The organism is Brevundimonas sp. FV1ye7S, from assembly GCF_058680995.1.
The window spans coordinates 2,234,934-2,254,401 of record NZ_CM178726.1 but is presented as its reverse complement, the minus strand read 5'-3'; the positions used below and the strand labels follow the sequence as shown (position 1 = coordinate 2,254,401).

The 19,468-nt window shown below is 65.2% G+C and carries 30 protein-coding genes and 1 riboswitch; of the genes, 29 read left to right on the top strand and 1 reads right to left on the bottom strand.

All coding sequences use genetic code 11. The annotated features are described in order from the left end of the window. Nucleotides 1-80 precede the first annotated feature (80 nt). Complete coding sequence (locus ACW18C_RS10960; RefSeq protein WP_154726242.1) at nt 81-836, bottom strand: porin; 756 nt, start codon at nt 834-836, stop codon at nt 81-83. Between the two features lie 244 nt (nt 837-1,080). Continuing rightward, a riboswitch (cobalamin riboswitch) is annotated at nt 1,081-1,283 on the top strand. A gap of 107 nt (nt 1,284-1,390) precedes the next feature. Between ACW18C_RS10960 and metE the strand changes: the two genes are divergently transcribed. From metE to ACW18C_RS10815, 29 genes are all read left to right on the top strand, one after another. Next, nucleotides 1,391-3,748 (top strand): 5-methyltetrahydropteroyltriglutamate--homocysteine S-methyltransferase, encoded by a 2,358-nt coding sequence (metE, locus tag ACW18C_RS10955; protein ID WP_492070884.1) that lies wholly within the window; start codon nt 1,391-1,393, stop codon nt 3,746-3,748. Beyond that, nucleotides 3,745-4,512, top strand: coding sequence for an acyl-CoA thioesterase (locus ACW18C_RS10950; protein WP_492070883.1), 768 nt, complete (start codon nt 3,745-3,747; stop codon nt 4,510-4,512). Before metE ends, ACW18C_RS10950 begins: the two co-directional genes overlap by 4 nt. 296 nt (nt 4,513-4,808) lie before the next feature. Next, a complete protein-coding gene (gene rpsJ / locus ACW18C_RS10945; protein WP_003164367.1) occupies nt 4,809-5,114 on the top strand; it encodes a 30S ribosomal protein S10 in 306 nt (101 codons plus the stop codon). A gap of 21 nt (nt 5,115-5,135) precedes the next feature. Continuing rightward, a complete protein-coding gene (rplC, locus tag ACW18C_RS10940) occupies nt 5,136-5,885 on the top strand; it encodes a 50S ribosomal protein L3 (RefSeq protein WP_492070881.1) in 750 nt (249 codons plus the stop codon). Continuing rightward, nucleotides 5,885-6,523 carry a 50S ribosomal protein L4 gene (gene rplD, locus ACW18C_RS10935; RefSeq protein ID WP_008260438.1) on the top strand — a complete coding sequence of 213 codons (639 nt, stop codon included), beginning with the start codon at nt 5,885-5,887 and terminating at the stop codon, nt 6,521-6,523. Before rplC ends, rplD begins: the two co-directional genes overlap by 1 nt. Next, complete coding sequence (locus tag ACW18C_RS10930; RefSeq protein WP_008260292.1) at nt 6,523-6,825, top strand: 50S ribosomal protein L23; 303 nt, start codon at nt 6,523-6,525, stop codon at nt 6,823-6,825. Before rplD ends, ACW18C_RS10930 begins: the two co-directional genes overlap by 1 nt. A gap of 4 nt (nt 6,826-6,829) precedes the next feature. Beyond that, nucleotides 6,830-7,666 (top strand): 50S ribosomal protein L2, encoded by an 837-nt coding sequence (rplB, locus tag ACW18C_RS10925; RefSeq protein WP_008259904.1) that lies wholly within the window; start codon nt 6,830-6,832, stop codon nt 7,664-7,666. 2 nt (nt 7,667-7,668) lie between these two features. Further along, on the top strand, nt 7,669-7,947 hold the full coding sequence (rpsS, locus tag ACW18C_RS10920) for a 30S ribosomal protein S19 (protein WP_008262211.1): 279 nt from the start codon (nt 7,669-7,671) through the stop codon (nt 7,945-7,947). 3 nt (nt 7,948-7,950) lie between these two features. Next, nucleotides 7,951-8,331: a 50S ribosomal protein L22 gene (gene rplV, locus ACW18C_RS10915; RefSeq protein ID WP_008262904.1), complete on the top strand. Its 381-nt coding sequence runs from the start codon at nt 7,951-7,953 to the stop codon at nt 8,329-8,331. Beyond that, nucleotides 8,331-9,086 carry a 30S ribosomal protein S3 gene (rpsC, locus tag ACW18C_RS10910; RefSeq protein ID WP_008264251.1) on the top strand — a complete coding sequence of 252 codons (756 nt, stop codon included), beginning with the start codon at nt 8,331-8,333 and terminating at the stop codon, nt 9,084-9,086. Before rplV ends, rpsC begins: the two co-directional genes overlap by 1 nt. A gap of 3 nt (nt 9,087-9,089) precedes the next feature. Beyond that, nucleotides 9,090-9,530 carry a 50S ribosomal protein L16 gene (gene rplP / locus ACW18C_RS10905; protein ID WP_008259917.1) on the top strand — a complete coding sequence of 147 codons (441 nt, stop codon included), beginning with the start codon at nt 9,090-9,092 and terminating at the stop codon, nt 9,528-9,530. Further along, complete coding sequence (rpmC, locus tag ACW18C_RS10900; RefSeq protein ID WP_008263673.1) at nt 9,530-9,727, top strand: 50S ribosomal protein L29; 198 nt, start codon at nt 9,530-9,532, stop codon at nt 9,725-9,727. Before rplP ends, rpmC begins: the two co-directional genes overlap by 1 nt. 10 nt (nt 9,728-9,737) lie before the next feature. Continuing rightward, on the top strand, nt 9,738-9,980 hold the full coding sequence (rpsQ, locus tag ACW18C_RS10895; protein ID WP_008262472.1) for a 30S ribosomal protein S17: 243 nt from the start codon (nt 9,738-9,740) through the stop codon (nt 9,978-9,980). An 18-nt stretch (nt 9,981-9,998) separates the two neighbouring features. Then, nucleotides 9,999-10,367 (top strand): 50S ribosomal protein L14, encoded by a 369-nt coding sequence (gene rplN / locus ACW18C_RS10890; protein ID WP_003164378.1) that lies wholly within the window; start codon nt 9,999-10,001, stop codon nt 10,365-10,367. Nucleotide 10,368: 1 nt separating this feature from the next. Continuing rightward, nucleotides 10,369-10,677 (top strand): 50S ribosomal protein L24, encoded by a 309-nt coding sequence (gene rplX / locus ACW18C_RS10885; protein WP_292148863.1) that lies wholly within the window; start codon nt 10,369-10,371, stop codon nt 10,675-10,677. Further along, on the top strand, nt 10,677-11,237 hold the full coding sequence (rplE, locus tag ACW18C_RS10880) for a 50S ribosomal protein L5 (RefSeq protein ID WP_008262588.1): 561 nt from the start codon (nt 10,677-10,679) through the stop codon (nt 11,235-11,237). The genes rplX and rplE overlap by 1 nt, the downstream gene beginning before the upstream one ends. A gap of 19 nt (nt 11,238-11,256) precedes the next feature. Further along, nucleotides 11,257-11,562 carry a 30S ribosomal protein S14 gene (rpsN, locus tag ACW18C_RS10875; RefSeq protein WP_008259854.1) on the top strand — a complete coding sequence of 102 codons (306 nt, stop codon included), beginning with the start codon at nt 11,257-11,259 and terminating at the stop codon, nt 11,560-11,562. Between the two features lie 15 nt (nt 11,563-11,577). Further along, nucleotides 11,578-11,976, top strand: coding sequence for a 30S ribosomal protein S8 (rpsH, locus tag ACW18C_RS10870; RefSeq protein ID WP_008262310.1), 399 nt, complete (start codon nt 11,578-11,580; stop codon nt 11,974-11,976). A 1-nt stretch (nt 11,977) separates the two neighbouring features. Continuing rightward, a complete protein-coding gene (gene rplF, locus ACW18C_RS10865; protein ID WP_035307166.1) occupies nt 11,978-12,511 on the top strand; it encodes a 50S ribosomal protein L6 in 534 nt (177 codons plus the stop codon). A 3-nt stretch (nt 12,512-12,514) separates the two neighbouring features. After that, nucleotides 12,515-12,871 carry a 50S ribosomal protein L18 gene (gene rplR, locus ACW18C_RS10860; protein WP_008259637.1) on the top strand — a complete coding sequence of 119 codons (357 nt, stop codon included), beginning with the start codon at nt 12,515-12,517 and terminating at the stop codon, nt 12,869-12,871. A gap of 12 nt (nt 12,872-12,883) precedes the next feature. After that, the gene (gene rpsE, locus ACW18C_RS10855; RefSeq protein ID WP_008262674.1) at nt 12,884-13,492 is read left to right on the top strand and encodes a 30S ribosomal protein S5; all 609 of its coding nucleotides are present in this window, start codon (nt 12,884-12,886) and stop codon (nt 13,490-13,492) included. A gap of 3 nt (nt 13,493-13,495) precedes the next feature. After that, nucleotides 13,496-13,684, top strand: coding sequence for a 50S ribosomal protein L30 (gene rpmD, locus ACW18C_RS10850; protein WP_008258716.1), 189 nt, complete (start codon nt 13,496-13,498; stop codon nt 13,682-13,684). A 173-nt stretch (nt 13,685-13,857) separates the two neighbouring features. Then, nucleotides 13,858-14,451, top strand: a complete 594-nt coding sequence (gene rplO / locus ACW18C_RS10845; RefSeq protein WP_008260404.1) for a 50S ribosomal protein L15 — start codon at nt 13,858-13,860, stop codon at nt 14,449-14,451. Nucleotides 14,452-14,581: 130 nt separating this feature from the next. Next, nucleotides 14,582-15,961 (top strand): preprotein translocase subunit SecY, encoded by a 1,380-nt coding sequence (secY, locus tag ACW18C_RS10840; RefSeq protein ID WP_008262163.1) that lies wholly within the window; start codon nt 14,582-14,584, stop codon nt 15,959-15,961. Nucleotides 15,962-15,994: 33 nt separating this feature from the next. After that, nucleotides 15,995-16,555, top strand: a complete 561-nt coding sequence (locus tag ACW18C_RS10835; RefSeq protein ID WP_008260031.1) for an adenylate kinase — start codon at nt 15,995-15,997, stop codon at nt 16,553-16,555. A 30-nt stretch (nt 16,556-16,585) separates the two neighbouring features. Then, nucleotides 16,586-17,320 (top strand): energy transducer TonB, encoded by a 735-nt coding sequence (locus ACW18C_RS10830; RefSeq protein ID WP_492070875.1) that lies wholly within the window; start codon nt 16,586-16,588, stop codon nt 17,318-17,320. 179 nt (nt 17,321-17,499) lie between these two features. Beyond that, nucleotides 17,500-17,868 (top strand): 30S ribosomal protein S13, encoded by a 369-nt coding sequence (gene rpsM, locus ACW18C_RS10825; protein ID WP_026108555.1) that lies wholly within the window; start codon nt 17,500-17,502, stop codon nt 17,866-17,868. Nucleotides 17,869-17,877: 9 nt separating this feature from the next. Further along, a complete protein-coding gene (gene rpsK, locus ACW18C_RS10820; RefSeq protein ID WP_008264180.1) occupies nt 17,878-18,267 on the top strand; it encodes a 30S ribosomal protein S11 in 390 nt (129 codons plus the stop codon). Nucleotides 18,268-18,358: 91 nt separating this feature from the next. After that, on the top strand, nt 18,359-19,378 hold the full coding sequence (locus ACW18C_RS10815) for a DNA-directed RNA polymerase subunit alpha (RefSeq protein WP_183194957.1): 1,020 nt from the start codon (nt 18,359-18,361) through the stop codon (nt 19,376-19,378). Nucleotides 19,379-19,468: the final 90 nt, after the last annotated feature.

Genomic DNA, 19,468 nt, shown 5'->3' with positions numbered 1-19,468 from the left:
GTGCGTCGATCCGGACATGAAAAAAGCCCCGGCGGATCGCTCCGCCGGGGCTCTTCTCATCCCGTGAGGGAGGCCGTTGCTTACAGGCCGCCCAGGACGCTCGTGATCGACGAGACGTTCAGGCCGGCGCCGGCGCGGTCACGCGCTTGCAGACCGCCGCCGAAGCTGTAGCGCAGGCCCAGCGACCAGGTGTCGACGTCGATCGAGTCGACGTCGGCGCGGGTGTAGGCGGCGCCGACCGAGAACGGGGTGTTCTCGATTTCGTACTCGGCGCCCACGCCATAGGTCCAGGCGTCCACGTCGCCGCCGGCCACGTCCACGTTGTTGTAGCTGACGCCGGCGTTCAGGCGCAGGTTCGGCATGACGTAGAAGGCGGCGTCGCCGCCGACGGTCCAGATGTCGGCGTCGCTGTCGTCAGACGTGGTGTAGGCGACCAGGCCGGTCAGGGTCGCGTTGGACAGGTACTTCTGGGCTTCGGCGCCGACGGTCCAGACGGGATCGTTGCCCGAACCGATGTCGTTGGCGGCGACGAAGGCGCCGGCGCGGACGTCCGAGGTCCACATCTTGGTCAGGTGGGCGGCGGCGACGCCGGTGACGTCTTCTTCACCGAAGGCCTTGGTGTAGTCGACGGCGCCGTTCAGGGTCACGGTCCAGTCGGCGGCCGGCAGGGCGACGGTGCCGTCCACGGTCCAGACGTCGGCGTCGACGTCATCGCCGGCGACTTCGACCGACGGGTTGGAGTAGGTCACGCCGACCGAACCGATGGCGTTCTGGGCGAAGGCCGGGGCGGCGAACAGGGTGGCGGCGGCGGCCGAGGCGAGGAGGATCGTCTTCATTTTCTTTTGTCCTTAGCAGTCTGTGCCCGGGTGGAGGCCCGGGGAGGGCGGCTGCTACCAGTCGGCGCGAGAAGCTGAGCAATAAACCGTCGTTACATAAGTGTCTTGAAACTGACATGTGTCTCATCCGCCACGCCTTGTGGTCGAAATGTGTCACGCGCGCGCGTTTCATGCGGCAAGGGGTTAACGGGTCGCAATCATATAAGGATATCCTTATATGTATTGACGGCTGCGCTTGATTGCGGTCATGTGCCCGGGTCGTGGTCTGCACGCGGTCTTCGGGGCGCGTGGAGCTAAGAGGGAAGCCGGTGTGAAACCGGCGCTGCCCCCGCAACTGTAAGCGGCGAGTCGAGGGTCCATCTCGTGTCACTGGCGTTCGCGCCGGGAAGGCCGGATCCGAGGCGTCGACCCGTGAGCCAGGAGACCTGCCCCGACAGATAACGTCCTCCGGCGGGGTGTCCGGTCAGGCCGCATGCGCGCCGCCGGACCCTTGTTCGCGTCGGCGTCCGCGCGACCCTGTCCGAAGCCTGGCCATAATACAGGTTTCGAACGTCATGACCCGCCACACTGTCCAGGTCGCCACCCTCGGCTTTCCCCGCATCGGCCTCAAGCGCGAGCTGAAGACCGCGCTTGAGGCCTATTGGGCCGGCAAGATCGACGGGGACGCCCTGCTGTCCACCGCCGCCGAGCTGCGCGCCCTGACCTGGGCCTGCCAGCGCGATCTGGGCGCCGACATCGTGCCGTCGAACGACTTCTCTCTTTATGATCAGGTGCTGGACCTGACCGCCATGGTCGGGGCCGTGCCCGCCGCCTATGGCTGGAGCGGAGATCGGGTCGATCTGGCGACCTATTTCGCCATGGCCAGAGGGTCTGGGGCGCCGGGGTCTCGCGGCGGCGACAGTCCGGTCTGCGAACACGGTCATGTCCACGGCGGCGGTGAGGGCGCGCCGGCGATGGAGATGACCAAATGGTTCGACACCAACTACCATTATCTCGCGCCTGAGTTCACGGCGGATCAGGTCTTCCGGCTGGGCTCGACCAAGGCGCTGGACGAGTATCTGGAAGCCAGGGGGCAGGGGATCGACACCCGGCCAGTGCTGCTGGGGCCGGTCAGCTATCTGCTGCTGGGCAAGACGCGCGGGGCCGACTTCGACGTCCTCAGCCTGCTGCCTCGCCTGCTGCCGGTCTATGCCGAGGTGTTGCGGTCGCTGGCGCGCGCGGGCGCGACCTGGGTGCAGATGGACGAACCCTGCCTGGTCACGGACCTGAGCGACGAGGCCAAGGCCGCCTATGATCACGCCTATCGCGTGCTGGCCGATGTGACGCCGCCGATCAAGCTGATGCTGACCCCCTATTTCGGCGCGCTGGGCGACAATCTGCATACGGCGTTGAAGCTGCCGGTGCATGGCCTGCATCTCGACCTGATCCGCGCCCCGGAGCAACTGGCCCCGGTCGCTTCGGACATGCGTCCCGATCAGGTGTTGTCGCTGGGCGTCATCGACGGCCGTAATGTGTGGAAGGCCGATCTGAACGCCGTATTGGACCGGGTCGAGCCCCTGGTCGCCTCGGGCCGCCGGGTGGTGCTGGCGCCGTCCTGCTCGCTGCTCCACACCCCCATCGATCTGGAGCGTGAGACCGCCCTGGAGCCGGAGATCAGGAACTGGCTGGCCTTCGCCGTGCAGAAGGTGGCCGAACTGGCGACCCTGGCCCGCGCCCTGAACCAGGGCCGCGATGCGGTGAAGGCCGAACTGGACGCCTCGACCGCCGCCGTCGCCTCGCGCCGCACCTCGCCGCGCATCAATGATCCGAAGGTCCAGGCGCGCGCCGCCGACGCCGACCCCGCCCTGTCGACCCGCACCTCCAGCTTCGAGATCCGGCGCACGGTGCAGCAGCGGCGGCTGAACCTGCCCGCCTATCCGACCACCACCATCGGCTCCTTCCCCCAGACGGCCGAGGTTCGAAAGGCGCGCGCCGATCACGGCAAGGGCGTCATCGACGACGCCGCCTACGCCGCCTTCCTGCGCGAAGAGACGGCGCGCACGGTGAAATGGCAGGAAGACCTGGGTCTGGACGTGCTGGTCCACGGCGAGTTCGAACGCAACGACATGGTCCAGTATTTCGGGGAACAGCTGTCCGGCTTCGTCTTCACCAAGGCCGCCTGGGTCCAGTCCTATGGCTCGCGCTGCGTGCGGCCGCCGATCATCTATGGCGACGTGTCGCGGCCCAGACCGATGACGGTGGAATGGTGGCGTTACGCCCAGGGCCTGACCGAGCGGCCGATGAAGGGGATGCTGACCGGCCCGGTGACGATCCTGAACTGGTCCTTCGTGCGCGACGACCAGCCGCGCAGCGAGACCTGCCGCCAGATCGCCTTCGCCATCCGTGACGAGGTGATCGATCTGGAAACCGCGGGCGCCGTCGTGATCCAGATCGACGAGGCGGCCCTGCGCGAGGGCCTGCCGCTGCGCCGCGCCGACTGGGCGGCCTATCTGGACTGGGCGGTCGAGTGTTTCCGCATCACCGCATCGGGCGTGCGGGACGAGACCCAGATCCACACCCACATGTGCTATTCCGAGTTCAACGACATCATCCAGTCCATCGGGGCCATGGACGCCGACGTCATCTCCATCGAGACCTCGCGGTCCAGGATGGAGTTGCTCGACGCCTTCTCCGACTATCGCTATCCGGCCGAGATCGGCCCGGGCGTCTATGACATCCACTCGCCGCGCGTGCCGTCGGTGGACGAGATGGCGGCCCTGCTGACGGCGGCGGCGGGCAAGCTGCCGGCGGACCGGCTGTGGGTGAACCCGGACTGCGGCCTGAAGACCCGCGGTTGGGCCGAGACCGAGGCGGCGCTGACCAATATGGTCTCGGCCGCGAAGGCCGCGCGCCTGGAGGCCGTAGGGGGATGAGCGTCACGCTTATAGACATGGTGTTCCCCGGCGACGCCAACCACCACGGCACATTGTTCGGGGGCGTCGGTCTGGCGCACCTGGACAAGGTCGCCTTCCTGGCCGCCGCGCGTCATGCGCGGCGGCACACGGTCACGGCCGGCTGCGAGCGGATCGACTTCGCCGCACCCGCCCGGATCGGTGAAATGGTCGAGGCGACGGGGCGGGTGGTTCGCGTGGGCCGCACCTCCATGGGGGTCGAGGTCGAACTGTGGGCCGAGGCGCCGGTCAGCGGCGAGCGCCGCCTGTGTACGCGCGGCGTGTTCAACATGGTGGCGCCCCGCGAAGCGGGGCAGGGCGACCTGCCGCCGGTTCCGGACAAGCGGGAGGAGCCGGGGGACGGCTGGCTGCGGACGGCGGAGATGGTCTTCCCGACCTGGACCAACCACTATGGCACCCTCTACGGCGGCGACGCCCTGAAGCTGATGGGCAAGGCCGCCTTCATCCGCGCCACCCGACGGGCCAGGGGCGTCATGGTCATGGCGGCGTCGAACCGCATCGACTTCTCGTCGCCTATAAGAGAAGGAGACATGATCGAACTGGCGTCGCGCGTCACGCGGGTCGGCCGCTCCTCCGTCGCCATAGAGGTGGAGCTGTGGGCCGAGGCGCTGTTGACCGGCGAACGACGCCGGTCGGCCGTGGCCGAATTCGTCATGGTGGCGGTCGATGAGGCGGGGCGATCTGCGCCGATTTCGAAGCCTGCGGCGACGCTGGAACCGGCCTGACGGAATCCTGTCGCCCCCACGGTTTCGCCGCTTGACGAAAATGGAATCGGTAGGCATAAGCCCCACTCTTGTTGGACCGGCTGTGCATCCCCGGATGCAGACGCGGTTCGCAGGAACGACCTGAGACCCTGTTCTTTGCAGTGACCCAGGACTTTAGCGGCCTTCGCAGGCGACTGCGTGGGCCGATCGTTTTTGCGGATTTGCGTTCCCTGAGGGCTCTATGCCCGAAGGCCTTCGGTCTTTGAAATGGTTCACAGGGACGCGGTCCTCCGACCGCATTGGAAGTAAGCACCGATATGGATCAAAGCATCCGCATCAGGCTCAAGGCCTTTGATCACCGCGTCCTCGATTTCTCGACGCGCGAGATCGTCAATACAGCCAAGCGCACCGGCGCGACCGTTCGCGGTCCGATTCCGCTGCCGACCCTGATCGAGAAGTTCACCGTGAACCGCTCTCCGCACGTCGATAAGAAGTCGCGTGAGCAGTTTGAAATCCGCACGCACAAACGCGTGCTCGACATCGTCGACCCCACCCCGCAGACCGTGGACGCGCTCATGAAGCTCGACCTGTCCGCCGGTGTGGACGTCGAGATCAAGATTTAAAGTAGAAAGAGGCGGGATCCGATGCGCACGGGCGTGATCGCCAAGAAGCTGGGCATGACCCGCGTGTTCGCCGATGACGGCGCGCACGTACCGGTCACTGTGCTTCAGCTCGACGGCTGCCAGGTCGTCGGCCAACGTACCCAGGAGCGTGACGGCTACGTCGCTCTCCAGCTGGGCGCTGGCACGAAGAAGGCCAAGAACACCAACAAGGCTCAACGCGAGACCTTCGCCAAGGCGGAAGTCGAACCGAAAGCCTATGTGACCGAGTTCCGCGTCGATGCGGAAGGTCTGCTGGACGTGGGCGCCGAACTTTCGGCTGAACACTTCGTTGTGGGTCAGAAGGTCGATATCCAGGGCGAGACCATCGGTAAGGGTTTCGCTGGCGCCATGAAGCGCTGGAACTTCGGCGGCCTGCGCGCCACGCACGGTGTTTCGCTGTCGCACCGTTCGCACGGTTCGACGGGTAACCGTCAGGATCCGGGTCGGACCTTCCCGGGCAAGAAGATGGCCGGCCACTACGGCGCGGAAACCGTCACCACCCAGAACCTGACCGTCGTCCGCGTGGACGCCGAGCGTGGCCTGATCCTGATCAAGGGCGCTGTCCCCGGTCACGACGGCAGCTACGTCAAGGTTCGTGACGCCATCAAGAAGGCTCGCCCGGCTGACGCTCCGTTCCCCGGTGCGCTGAAGTCGAGCAAGTCTGCTGCTCAACCCGCCTCGACCCCGGCTGAAGAGGCCTCCGTCGAAGCGACCGAAGGCGGTGAAGCGTAATGAAACTCTCTGTCATCCAACTCGACGGCAAGGCCGCTGGCGACGTGGAACTGTCGGACGCCGTCTTCGGCATCTCCGACATCCGCGGCGACATCCTGGCCCGCACCGTCAACTGGCAGCTGGCCAAGCGCCGCGCCGGCACGCACAAGGTTCAAACCCGCAACGAGAATTCTCGTACGGGCAAGAAGATGTACAAGCAAAAGGGCACCGGCGGCGCTCGTCACGGTTCGCGCCGTGCACCGCAGTTCGTCGGCGGTTCGCGCGCCTTCGGTCCGGTCGTTCGCGACCACGGCTTCTCGCTGCCGAAGAAGATCCGCGCGCTTGCTCTGCGTCACGCCCTGTCCTCCAAGGCGAAGTCGGGCGACCTGATCGTCGTCGACACCGTCTCGGTCAAGGAAGCCAAGACCGCCTCGCTGCGCGAGACGCTCGGCAAGCTGGGCTGGACCAAGGCTCTCATCATCGCGGGTCCCGAAGTCGACACGAACTTCGGCCTGGCCGCACGCAACATCCCGCACATCGACGTGCTGCCGAACGCCGGCCTGAACGTCTATGACATCCTGCGGGCTGACAAGCTGGTGCTGACCAAGGCCGCTATCGAGGCGATCGAAGCCCGCTTCAGCGATAAGGAAGCCGCGTAATGGCCGCTCAACCTACCGCCAAGCACTACGACACCATCCTGGCCCCGGTGATCACCGAAAAGGCCACGATCCTGTCCGAGCAGAACAAGGTCGTCTTCCGCGTCGCCGACACGGCGACCAAGGACGAGATCGCCGCGGCGGTCGAAAGCCTGTTCAAAGTCAACGTCCTGAAGGTCAACACCCTGGTTCAAAAGGGCAAGACCAAGCGCTTCCGGGGTATCCTGGGTCGCCGGGTCGACATCAAAAAAGCGATCGTGACCCTGGCCGACGGCCAGTCGATCGACGTCACCACGGGGCTCTGATCAGATGGCCTTGAAACATTACAATCCGACCTCGCCGGGCCGTCGCGCCCTCGTGCTGGTCGACCGTTCGGAGCTCCACAAGGGCCGTCCGGAAAAGTCGCTGACCGAAGGCCTGACCAAGTCGGGCGGACGCGGGCAGGGCGGTCGCATCGCGGTCCGCTTCCGTGGCGGCGGCGCCAAGACCCTGTACCGCAAGATCGACTTCAAGCGTCGCAAGTGGGACATGGTCGGCACGGTCGAGCGTCTGGAATACGATCCGAACCGCACGGCCTTCATCGCCCTCGTGACCTACGAAGACGGCGAGAAGACCTACATCATCGCGCCGCAACGCCTTAAGGCCGGCGACACGGTGATCGCGGGCGAAAAGACCGACGTGAAGCCGGGCAACGCCATGCCGCTTCGTTCGATGCCGGTGGGTACGATCATCCACAACATCGAGATGAAGCCGGGCAAGGGCGCCCAGCTGGCTCGCTCGGCCGGCGCCTACGCCCAGCTGGTGGGTCGCGATCAGGGCTACGCCCAGATCCGTCTCGGCTCGGGCGAACTGCGCATGGTCCTGGACGGCTGCATCGCCACTGTGGGCGCGGTTTCGAACCCCGACCACATGAACCAGAACCTGGGCAAGGCCGGTCGCAAGCGTCACATGGGCTTCCGCCCGCACGTCCGCGGCGTCGCCATGAACCCGATCGACCACCCGCACGGTGGTGGTGAAGGCCGGACCTCTGGTGGTCGCACCCCCGTTACGCCGTGGGGTAAGGACACCAAGGGCACCCGTACCCGCAAGAACAAGGCTACGGACAAGTACATCATCCGTACCCGCCACGTTAAGAAGGCTCGCTAAGAATGGCCCGCTCCTCCTGGAAAGGCCCGTTTGTCGACGGGTATCTGCTCAAGAAGGCCGACGCCGTTCAAACGTCGGGCCGCAAGGACGTGATCAAGACCTGGTCGCGCCGCTCCACCATCCTGCCGCAGTTCGTCGGTCTGACGTTCGGCGTCCATAACGGTCAGAAGCATGTGCCCGTGTCGGTCTCGGAAGAGATGGTCGGCATGAAGCTCGGCGAGTTCGCCCCGACCCGGAACTTCCCGGGTCACGCGGCGGACAAGAAGGCCAAAAGGAAGTAACTGATGGCCCAGACCAAGAACATTCGTCGGGTCGCCCCGACCGAGGCCCGCGCCAAGCTGGTCAACGTGCGCATCAGCCCGCAAAAGCTGAACCTGGTCGCCGCATCGATCCGCGGCATGCCGGTTCAGAAGGCGCTGAACGAGCTGGAATTCAGCCGTAAGCGTATCGCGACCGACGTCCGCAAGGTCCTGTATTCGGCGATCTCGAACGCTGAGAACAACCACAACCTCGACATCGACAACCTGGTCGTCGCCGAGGCCTTCGTGGGCAAGAACCTGGTGATGAAGCGTTTCGCGAGCCGTGCTCGTGGCCGTTCGTCGCGCATCCTGAAACCGTTCAGCGAGATCACCATCGTGGTCCGTGAAGCCGGCGAGGCCGCCTGATGGGTCAGAAAATCAATCCGATCGGTCTGCGCCTCGGCGTGAACCGTACGTGGGACAGCCGTTGGTTCGCCGCCGGCGCCGACTATTCCCGCCTGCTGCACCAGGACCTGAAGCTGCGCGAGTGGCTGCGGGAACGTCTGGCCGCCGCCGGCGTGTCGCGCATCATCATCGAGCGCCCGCACAAGAAGTGCCGCATCACCATCTACGCCGCCCGTCCGGGCGTCGTGATCGGCAAGAAGGGCGCTGACATCGAGAAGCTCCGCAAGGACATCTCGGCCCAGACCGAAGGTGAAGTTCACCTGAACATTATCGAAGTCCGCAAGCCGGAAACCGATGCGCAGCTGATCGCCGAGAACATCGCCCAGCAGCTCGAGCGTCGCGTGGCCTTCCGCCGCGCCATGAAGCGCTCGATGCAGTCGGCCATGCGTCTGGGCGCCAAGGGCATCCGGATGAACGTCTCGGGTCGTCTGGGCGGTGCGGAAATCGCGCGGATGGAATGGTATCGCGAAGGTCGCGTGCCGCTTCACACCCTGCGCGCCGACATCGACTACGGTTTCTACGAAGCCAAGACGACCTACGGCATCATCGGCGTGAAGGTCTGGGTGTTTAAGGGTGAAGTGCTCGAGCACGATCCGATGGCCCAGGACAAGCGTTGGGCCCAGGAAGCGTCGGGTCCGTCCTCGAACGAAGGCCGCGAACGCGGCGGCCCCCGTGGCGACCGCGGTCCGCGTCGCGACCGGGGACGTGAGAACTAAGTCATGTTGCAACCGAAGAAGACCAAGTACCGCAAGGCCTTCAAGGGCCGCATCCACGGCTCGGCCAAGGGCGGCTTCTCGCTGAACTTCGGGTCGTACGGCCTGAAGACGCTGGAGCCGGAACGCATCACTGCGCGTCAGATCGAAGCGGCTCGCCGCGCGATCACCCGCCAGATGAAGCGCCAGGGCCGCGTCTGGATCCGCGTCTTCCCCGACCTGCCCGTCACGGGCAAGCCGGCCGAAGTCCGGATGGGTAAGGGCAAGGGCGCCGTGGACCACTGGGCCGCGCGTTGCCACCCCGGCCGCATCCTGTTTGAAATCGACGGCGTGACGGACGAAGTGGCCCGTGAAGCGCTCCGTCTCGGCGCCGCCAAGCTGCCGGTCCGCACCAAGGTCGTGACCCGTATCGACGCCGGCGTCGCCCATGTCGAGGTAGCCGCCTAATGACCAAGATCGCCGATCTGCGGTCGCAAACGACCGACCAACTGTCCGACGAGCTGCTGAAGCTCAAGAAGGAACAGTTCAACCTGCGTTTCCAGGCGGCCACCGGCCAAATGGAAAAAACCCACCGCGTGGGTGAAGTGCGCAAAGACATCGCCCGCATCTCGACGCTTCTGCGCGAGAAGCGTGCGGCCTCGTAAGGAAACGAATATGCCCAAGCGAATTCTCGAAGGCGTGGTCGTGTCCGACAAGGGCGAAAAGACCGTCGTCGTGAAGGTGGAGCGCACGCTGCTTCACCCTGTTCTGAAGAAGATCGTTCGTCTTTCGAAGAAGTATCACGCGCACGACGAAGCCAACGCGCTCAAAGTCGGCGACATCGCTCGCATCGTCGAGTGCGCCCCGAAGTCCAAGTTGAAGCGCTGGGAAGTCCTTTCCAACGCCTCCGCCTCGTAATCAGAAGGATCTGATCTTATGATCCAGATGCAAACTAACCTGGAAGTGGCCGATAATTCGGGCGCCCGCCGGGTCATGTGCATCAAGGTGTTGGGCGGCTCCAAGCGCCGCTACGCCTCGATCGGCGACACAATCGTCGCCTCCGTGAAGGAAGCCATCCCGCGTGGCCGCGTGAAGAAGGGCGACGTTGTTCGCGCCATCGTCGTGCGCACCGCCAAGGACATCCAACGCAAGGACGGCTCGGTCATCCGTTTTGACAAGTCGGCCGCCGTCATCGTCAACAAGCAGAACGAGCCTGTCGGCACGCGGATCTTCGGCCCGGTTCCCCGCGAACTGCGCGCCAAGAACCACATGAAGATCATCTCGCTGGCTCCGGAGGTCCTGTAACATGGCCGCCAAGATCAAAAAGGGCGACCGCGTCGTCGTCCTCACCGGCAAGGACAAGGGCCGCACGGGCAACGTGCTGAAGGTCCTGCCCTCCGAAAACCGCGTCCTGGTTGAAGGCGTCAACATGGTTCAGCGCCACACGCGCCCGAGCCAGGCTGACCCGCAGGGCGGCATCAAGAACAAGGAAGCCTCGCTTCACCTGTCGAACGTCGCGATCGCCGACGCCAACGGCAAGGCGACCCGCGTCGGCTTCAAGATCGATGGGGACACCAAGGTCCGCATCGCCAAGACGACGGGAGACGTCATCTGATGGCTACCGAGAAGTACACCCCGCGCCTCAAGGGCGAGTACCAGGCGCGCATCCGCCAGGTGCTGAAGGAAAAGTTCGGCTACACGAACGAAATGCAGGTGCCCAAGCTGGACAAGATCGTCCTGAACATGGGCATCGGCGAAGCCGTCGCGGACTCCAAGAAGGCGAACGCCGCCCTCAAGGATCTGACGGCCATCGCCGGTCAGAAGGCCGTCGCCACCAAGGCCCGTAACTCCATCGCCGGCTTCAAGCTGCGCGAGGGCATGGTCATCGGCGGCAAGGTCACCCTGCGCGGCGACCAGATGTACGAGTTCCTGGACCGGTTCATCACGATCGCGCTGCCGCGCGTGAAGGATTTCCGTGGTCTGAAGGGCACGTCGTTTGACGGTCGCGGCAACTACGCCACCGGTCTGAAGGAACACATCGTGTTCCCGGAAATCAACTACGACCAGATCGACCAGATGTGGGGCATGGACATCATCGTCTGCACCACGGCCAAGACCGATGAGGAAGCCAAGGCTCTCCTCACCGAGTTCAAGTTCCCGTTCGTGAAGAACTGAGCGGGAAGGGAAGAGAACAATGGCTAAGAAGAGCGCCGTAAACCGCAACGAAGCCGTCAAGGCCCTGGTTGCGAAGTATGCCGCGAAGCGGGCCGCCCTGAAGGCGACCGCCAACGACGAAAACCTGCCGCTTGAGGAGCGTTTCGACGCGCGCCTGAAGCTGGCTGAACTGCCGCGCAACTCCGCGCCGACCCGTATTCGCAACCGTTGCGAAGTGACCGGTCGTCCGCGTGCGTTCTATCGCAAGCTCAAGATGAGCCGGATTGCGCTGCGCGAACTCGGCAACCAGGGCCAGATCCCTGGCCTGACCAAGTCCAGCTGGTAAGGGGAGCGAACAGACATGATGATCAACGATCCCCTGAGCGACATGATCGCTCGCATCAAGAACGCGGCGACCCGCAAGCGTTCCAAGGTGCTGACCCCCGCTTCCCGTCTGCGTCAGCGCGTCCTCGACGTGCTGCAGGACGAAGGCTACATCCGCGGCTACAACCTGGTTCAGAACCCGGGTGAGTTTCCGCAGTTCGAGATCGAGCTGAAGTACTTCGACGGTCAGCCCGTCATCGCCGAGATCGCGCGCGTGTCCAAGCCGGGCCGCCGCGTCTATTCGGCGATCGGCGATCTGAAGCCCGTCAAGAACGGCCTCGGCATCTCGATCCTCTCGACTTCGAAGGGCGTCATGTCCGACGCTTCTGCCCGTGACGCCAACGTCGGCGGCGAAGTCCTCTGCAGGGTCTACTGATATGTCCCGTATTGGCAAGAAAACCATCGCTGTGCCGAAGGGCGTGACTGTCACGCTCGACGGTCAGACCGTCTCCGTGAAGGGCCCCAAGGGCGAGAGCTCCTGGACCGTCGCCGAGGAAATCGAAGTCACCCGGGAAGGCGACGAACTGTCGCTGGGCCTGCGGTCGGACACGCAACGCGGTCGCGCGATGTGGGGCCTGTCGCGCACGCTGGTCGACAACATGGTCGTCGGCGTCACCACCGGCTTTGAGAAGTCGCTTGAGCTGGTCGGCGTCGGTTACCGCGCCGCGATGAAGGGCAACGCCCTGTCGCTGCAGCTCGGCTTCTCGCACGAAGTCGACATCGATCCCCCGGCCGGCGTCAGCTTCGCTGTTCCGAAGCAAACCGAGATCAAGATCTTGGGTTCGGACAAGCAGGCTGTCGGTCAGATCGCCTCGGTCATCCGCAAGCTGCGTCCGCCGGAGCCCTACAAGGGCAAGGGCGTCCGTTACGCGGGCGAGAAGGTCCGTCGCAAGGAAGGCAAGAAGAAGTAAGTCATGGCTCTTTCTCTTCGACAACAAGCCAAGCGCCGCTCGGAGCGCACCCGTCGCCGCCTGAAGGCCGTCGCCAACGGCCGTCTGCGCCTGTCGGTGTACCGTTCGGACAAGAACATCTCGGCCCAGATCATCGACGACGCCCAGGGCGTGACCGTCGTTGCGGCCTCGTCGCTGGAAGGCGGCAAGGGCAAGCGCGGTTCGGACACGGCCGCAGCCGCAGCGATCGGCAAGCTGATCGCCGAACGCGCCATCGAGAAGGGCGTCAAGGACGTCGTCTTCGACCGTGGCGAGTACATCTATCACGGCCGGGTCAAGGCGCTGGCGGAAGCCGCGCGCGAAGCCGGCCTGAACTTCTAAGGGACGCGAAGCATGGCGCATCAACCCCAGCGCGGCGGCGGCGGTAACGATCGCAACCGTCGTGACAATCGCAACGGTCCCGCTGTCGACGGTCCGGATTCGGACATCGTCGAGAAGCTGGTTCACATCAACCGCGTTGCGGCCACCGTCAAAGGCGGCCGTCGGTTCTCCTTCGCCGCCCTGATGGTCGTCGGCGACGGCAAGGGCCGCGTCGGTTTCGGTCACGGCAAGGCGCGCGAAGTGCCGGAAGCCATCCGCAAGGCGACCGAAGAAGCCAAGAAGACCATGATCCGCGTTCCGCTTCGCGAGAACCGCACCCTGCACCACGACGGCAACGGCCGTTGGGGCGCCGGCAAGATCATGATGCGCGCCGCCCCTCCCGGGACCGGCGTCATCGCGGGCGGTCCGATGCGCGCCGTGCTCGAAACCCTCGGCGTCCAGGACGTCGTGGGCAAGTCGACCGGCTCGTCGAACCCCTACAACATGATCCGCGCGACGTTCGAAGCGCTGAAGGTCCAGTCCTCGCCCCGTCAGGTCGCGTCCAAGCGCGGCAAGAAGGTCGCGGATCTGATGGGCCGTCGCAACGACGGCGCCTCGGCGCCCGAAGCTGTGGAGTCCTAAATCATGGCCGAGCAAAAGACCGTCACCGTCAAGCAGACCGGTTCGCCGATCCGCCGCAAGAACGACCAGCGCGCCACCCTGGTGGGCCTGGGTCTGAACCGCCTGGGCCGTGAATCGACCCTGGTGGACACGCCTTCGGTTCGTGGAATGATCGCCAAGGTCGCCCACCTGACCGAGATCGTCGAAAAGTAAGACTGTTCGCTACGCGAAGTGGCGAGTGGTGAGTGGCGAGTGACGAGTAGTTTGAGGGTCGGTTCAGCCGATTTCTCTTGACTCGACACTCATCACTCGCCACTCGCCACTTTCTTTTTTCACCGCCGAGTCCGGACGATGTCCGGGCGCTAGAACCCGAAAGGATCAGGCATATGAAACTGAACGAAATCCGCGACAACGAAGGCGCGCACAAGAAGCGCATGCGTGTCGGCCGTGGCCCCGGTTCGGGCAAGGGCAAGACCTCGGGCCGCGGCGTCAAGGGTCAGAAGTCGCGTACCGGCGTCAGCCTGCTGGGCTTCGAAGGCGGCCAGATGCCGCTGTACATGCGCATGCCCAAGCGCGGCTTCAACAACCCGAACGCCCTGAAGCTGGCCGAAGTGAACCTGTGGCGCCTGCAAGACGCCATCGACGCCGGCAAGCTGGACGCCAAGTCGGAACTGAAGGGCGACGCCCTGGTCGCCGCCGGCGTGATCCGTCGCGTCAAGGACGGCGTGCGTCTGCTGGGCACCGGTGAAGTCAAGCAAGCCCTGAATCTGGTCGTCTGGTCGGCCACCGCCGGCGCCAAGAAGGCCATCGAAGCCGCTGGCGGCACCGTGCTGGAACAACGTATCGAAGCCGAAGCCAAGGCCGCTGCGCGCGTCGAGAAGCGCAACGCCGCCAAGGGCAAGGCTCCGGCTCCGAAGGCCCCGCGCGGCGACGAGAACAAGATCTCGGCCCGCACCAAGCGCGCCGCCGCCAAGGCCTAAGCAACGCGTCGTCGCGGCTGGACTAGGCCGTGGCCTGATTACACCTGCGACGACGAAACAACGGAAGCGGCCCTCGCATGAGGGCCGCTTTCCGCCTATCTGACGACTCTGTCAGTCGTGGGGACGCATAATGGCTTCGGCCGCAGAACAACTCGCCGCCAATATGAACATGGGCTCGTTCGCGAAAGCGACCGAGCTGCACAAGCGCCTGCTGTTCACGCTGGGCGCCTTGCTGGTTTATCGCATCGGGACTTACGTTCCGATCCCGGGCATCAATTCGCAGGCCTTCCTGCAGTTCTTCCAGGACCCTTCGGGTCAGCGCGGCATCCTGGACATGTTCAACATGTTCTCGGGCGGCGCGGTCGAGCGGATGGCCATCTTCGCGCTGAACGTCGCGCCCTATATTTCGGCGTCGATCATCGTGCAGCTGATGGGCACCGTGTATCCGCCCTGGGAGAAGCTGAAGAAGGAAGGCGGCGAGAGCGGCCGCAAGCAGCTGAACCAGTACACCCGTTATCTGACGGTGTTTCTGGCCCTGGCCCAGTCGCTGGGCATCGCGGCGGGTCTGAACGCCCAGCCGGGTCTGGTCGACAATCCGGGGATCTTCTTCCTGGTCTCGACCGTCGTGACCCTGACGGGCGGCACCATGTTCCTGATGTGGCTGGGTGAGCAGGTGACGGCGCGCGGCGTCGGCAACGGCATCTCGCTGATCATCTTCGCCGGCATCGTGGCGGTCCTGCCGTCCACCATCGCCCGCATGCTGGGCCTGGCCCAGCAGGGTCAGATGTCCGCCTTCGCCCTGTTGTTCATCGCCGTTCTGGCCGTGGCGACCGTGGTCTTCATCGTCTTCATGGAACGCGCCCAGCGCCGGCTTCTGATCCAGTATCCGAAGCGCCAGGAAGGCAACCGCATGGCCGGGGGCGAACGCTCGTTCCTGCCGCTGAAGGTCAACACCGCCGGGGTCATCCCGCCGATCTTCGCCTCGTCGCTGCTGATGCTGCCGACCACGGTGGCCAGCCTGACCGCCAACGCGGACCTGCCCGACTATCTGGGCTGGCTGCCGCTGGTCACGTCGCAGCTGACGCACGGCCAGCCGCTGTTCATGGCCCTGTACGCGGCCCTGATCATCTTCTTCTGCTTCTTCTACACCTCGATCACCTTCAACCCGGAGGACACGGCCGAGAACCTGCGCAAATACGGCGGCTTCCTGCCGGGCATCCGTCCGGGCAAGCGCACGGCCGAGTATCTGGACTATGTCCTGACCCGTCTGACGGTGATCGGCGCGGCCTATATCACCGCCGTCTGTCTGCTGCCCGAGTTCCTGGTCGCCCAGATGGGCAACAGCCTCTACTTCGGCGGAACGTCTATCTTGATTGTCGTGTCGGTCACGATGGACACTGTGGCCCAGATCCAGTCCCAACTGCTGGCGCACCAGTACGAGGGCCTGATCAAGAAGGCCAAGCTGCGCGGTCGCGGCGGTCGTGGCGCGCCCACTCCGGTGCGGCGCTGAGTTGACTACAAGAAGCCTGGGGAGGGCCTACGCGTGAACTTGATCCTGTTCGGACCGCCGGCGGCGGGCAAGGGGACACAGGCCAAGCGGCTGGTCGAAGAGCGGGGCATGGTCCAGCTCTCGACCGGCGACATGCTGCGGGCCGCCATCGCCTCGGGCTCGGAGCTGGGGCTCAAGGTCAAGGACGTGCTGGCGCGCGGCGATCTGGTGACGGACGAGATCGTCATCGCCCTGATCGAGGATCGCCTGCCGGAGGCCGAGGCCGCCGGCGGCGCCATCTTCGACGGCTTCCCCCGCACCGTGGCCCAGGCCGAGGCCCTGGACGCCATGCTGGCCAAGCGCGGCGCCCAGATCGACGCCGTGGTGCGGCTGAAGGTCGATGATTCCGCCCTGCTGGAGCGGATCGCCAAACGCTATGCCGAACAGGGCCGTCCCGACGACAATCCCGACACCTTCGTCGTGCGTCTGGACGCCTACAACCGCAACACCGCCCCGCTGCTTCCCTATTATGAAGCCCAGGGCAAGCTGACCGAAGCGGACGGCATGGGCTCCATCGACTCCGTCGCCAAGGCGATCGACGAAGCTCTGGCGTGACCAAACCGGGCGTCGGGCGTTAGACGACCGATGCCTGACGCCAAGACCCCTCATGAAAGAAGGCGCGCCCGCAGACGCTGGCGCGCCTTCGTCGTTTTCGTCGGCGTGGCCGGCGCCGAGCTGGGCCTCGCCCTGCTGCTGGGCCAGGTGAAGGGCAGGGCGCCGGAGACCTTGGGGACGCAGCCCCGCCCGGTCGAAGTCCTGCTCTATGAGCCGCCGCCGCCGATCTCGCTTGAGCCGCCTGCGCCGGAGATCGGGGGAGGCGCCCCAGCCGCGCCGTCGCGCATCCACACGCCCCCGCCGCTGAAGCAGCCACGTCCTGTCGAACTGCCCGCCCCGCCCAAACAGGCGCCTGAGCCGGCCCCGGTCGTCGGCGTCGCGCCCGCGCCTTCGCCGGCGCCCGGTTTCGGCCAGGGCGGGCAGGGGAGCGGCAGCGGATCCGGGGTAGGATCGGGCTCAGGGCCGGGCGCCGGCTCCACCCGGGCGCGGGTGCTCCGCTCTCCGCCCGTGTCGGAAATCCGCGCCAACCACCCCCGGGCGGCGCGCAGCCGATACGGCAATGCGGCCCTGTCCTGTGTCGTTCGCCTGGACCAGCGGCTGGAAGACTGCCGGGTGATCAGCGAGACGCCGGCGGGTCTGGGCTTCGGCGAGGCGGCCCTGCGCCTGGTCGATCAGTTCCGCGTCCTGCCCCCGACAGAGGGCGGCCGTCCGGTGGAGGGCCAGAGGCTGGTGGTGGGAATCGACTTCGGCAATCGGCCGCGTTGACGTCCGCACGCACGCCGGGCATTCAAGTCGCAGCGGCCTTCGCTTGTCTTCGATCCACCCAGGCGTTGACGCGATGTGAATCATCTGTATAAGGGCGCCTTCCCGCGAAGGGCGCCACGCTCCTGGTTTGTTAACCGGAGCGTTTGTTGCGTCTGACTAACGCGTATCTGGAGAATTTCGTGGCCCGTATTGCTGGCGTCAACATCCCGACCAACAAGCGCGTTGAAATCGCGCTTCAGTACATCCATGGCATCGGCCCCGCCGCCGCCAAGGACATCACCGAGAAGGTCGGCATCGAGCCGGCTCGCCGGGTGAACCAGCTGACGGACGCCGAAGTCCTGTCGATCCGTGAAACGATCGACAAGGATCATACGGTCGAGGGCGACCTGCGCCGCGAGACGTCGATGAACATCAAGCGTCTGATGGACCTGGCCTGCTACCGCGGCCTGCGTCACCGCAAGGGCCTGCCGGTCCGCGGTCAGCGCACGCACACCAACGCCCGCACCCGCAAGGGTCCCGCCAAGCCGATCGCCGGCAAGAAGAAGTAAGACAGACACATGGCCAAGGAACCGGGTCGCGTAAAGAAGCGCGAGCGCAAGAACATCACCTCGGGCGTCGCCCACGTGAACGCCAGCTTCAACAACACCATGGTGACCATCACCGACGCGCAGGGAAATGCGATTTCCTGGTCGTCGGCCGGTCACATGGGCTTCAAGGGCTCGCGTAAGTCGACCCCGTATGCGGCCCAGATGGCGGCTGAAGACGCCGGCAAGAAGGCGCAGGAACACGGCGTGAAGACGCTGGAAGTGAATGTCTCGGGTCCGGGTTCCGGCCGTGAATCGGCCCTGCGCGCGCTGCAGTCGGTCGGTCTGACGATCACCACCATCCGCGACGTCACGCCGATGCCGCACAACGGTTGCCGTCCGCCCAAGCGTCGTCGCGTCTAAGCGACACCGCCTACAGCACCCCCATCTCCGTCGGCTCCACCATGGCCTCGTCGACAAGGCCGGAGTCTACGAAACCCGTTCGAGGGACAAAATGATCGAAAGAAACTGGCAAGAGCTGATCCGTCCCGAGAAGCCGCAGATCGAGATCGGTTCCGACGCCCAGCGCAAGGCGCGCCTGGTGGCCGAACCTCTCGAACGTGGCTTCGGCGTGACGCTCGGCAACGCGCTCCGTCGCGTTCTGCTGTCCTCGCTGCAAGGCGCGGCCGTCACCGCCATCCAGATCGACGGCGTCGTTCATGAATTCTCGTCGCTGGAAGGCGTTCGGGAAGACGTGGTCGACATCGTCCTGAACATCAAGCAACTGGCGCTGCGCATGCACGCCGAAGGCCCCAAGCGCATGACCCTGCGCGCCACGGGCCCCGGCGCCGTGACGGCCGGCCAGATCGACGTGCCGGCGGACATCGAGGTTCTGAACCCCGATCACGTCATCTGCACCCTGGACGACGGCGCGTCGGTCCGCATGGAACTGACCGTCCAGAACGGCAAGGGCTACGTCGCCGCCGAGCTGAACCGTCCGGAAGATGCGCCGATCGGCCTGATCGCCGTCGACGCCCTGTATTCGCCGGTCAAGCGCGTCGCCTATCGCGTCGAGCCGACCCGTCAGGGCCAGTCGCTGGATTACGACAAGCTGCTGCTGGAAGTCGAAACCAATGGCGCGGTCACGCCGGTTGACGCCGTGGCCTACGCCGCGCGCATCCTGCAGGACCAACTGCAGATCTTCATCACCTTCGAAGAGCCCAAGAAGGCTGTCGAGCAGTCGGACGGCAAGCCCGACCTGCCCTTCAACCCGGCCCTGCTGAAGAAGGTGGACGAGCTGGAGCTGTCGGTCCGTTCGGCCAACTGCCTGAAGAACGACAACATCGTCTACATCGGCGACCTGATCCAGAAGACCGAGGGCGAAATGCTTCGCACCCCGAACTTCGGCCGCAAGTCGCTGAACGAGATCAAGGAAGTTCTCGCGACGATGGGCCTCAGCCTCGGCATGGACGTGCCGAACTGGCCGCCCGAAAACATCGAAGATCTGGCCAAGAAGTTCGACGACCAGATCTAAGTTCAACCCTCCGCCCGTCTCCCTCGGGAGAATGCCGGGGCGGTTAGAAGATTACGGTTCCAGGTCCCTGTTGGGATACCGGTTCCGGAG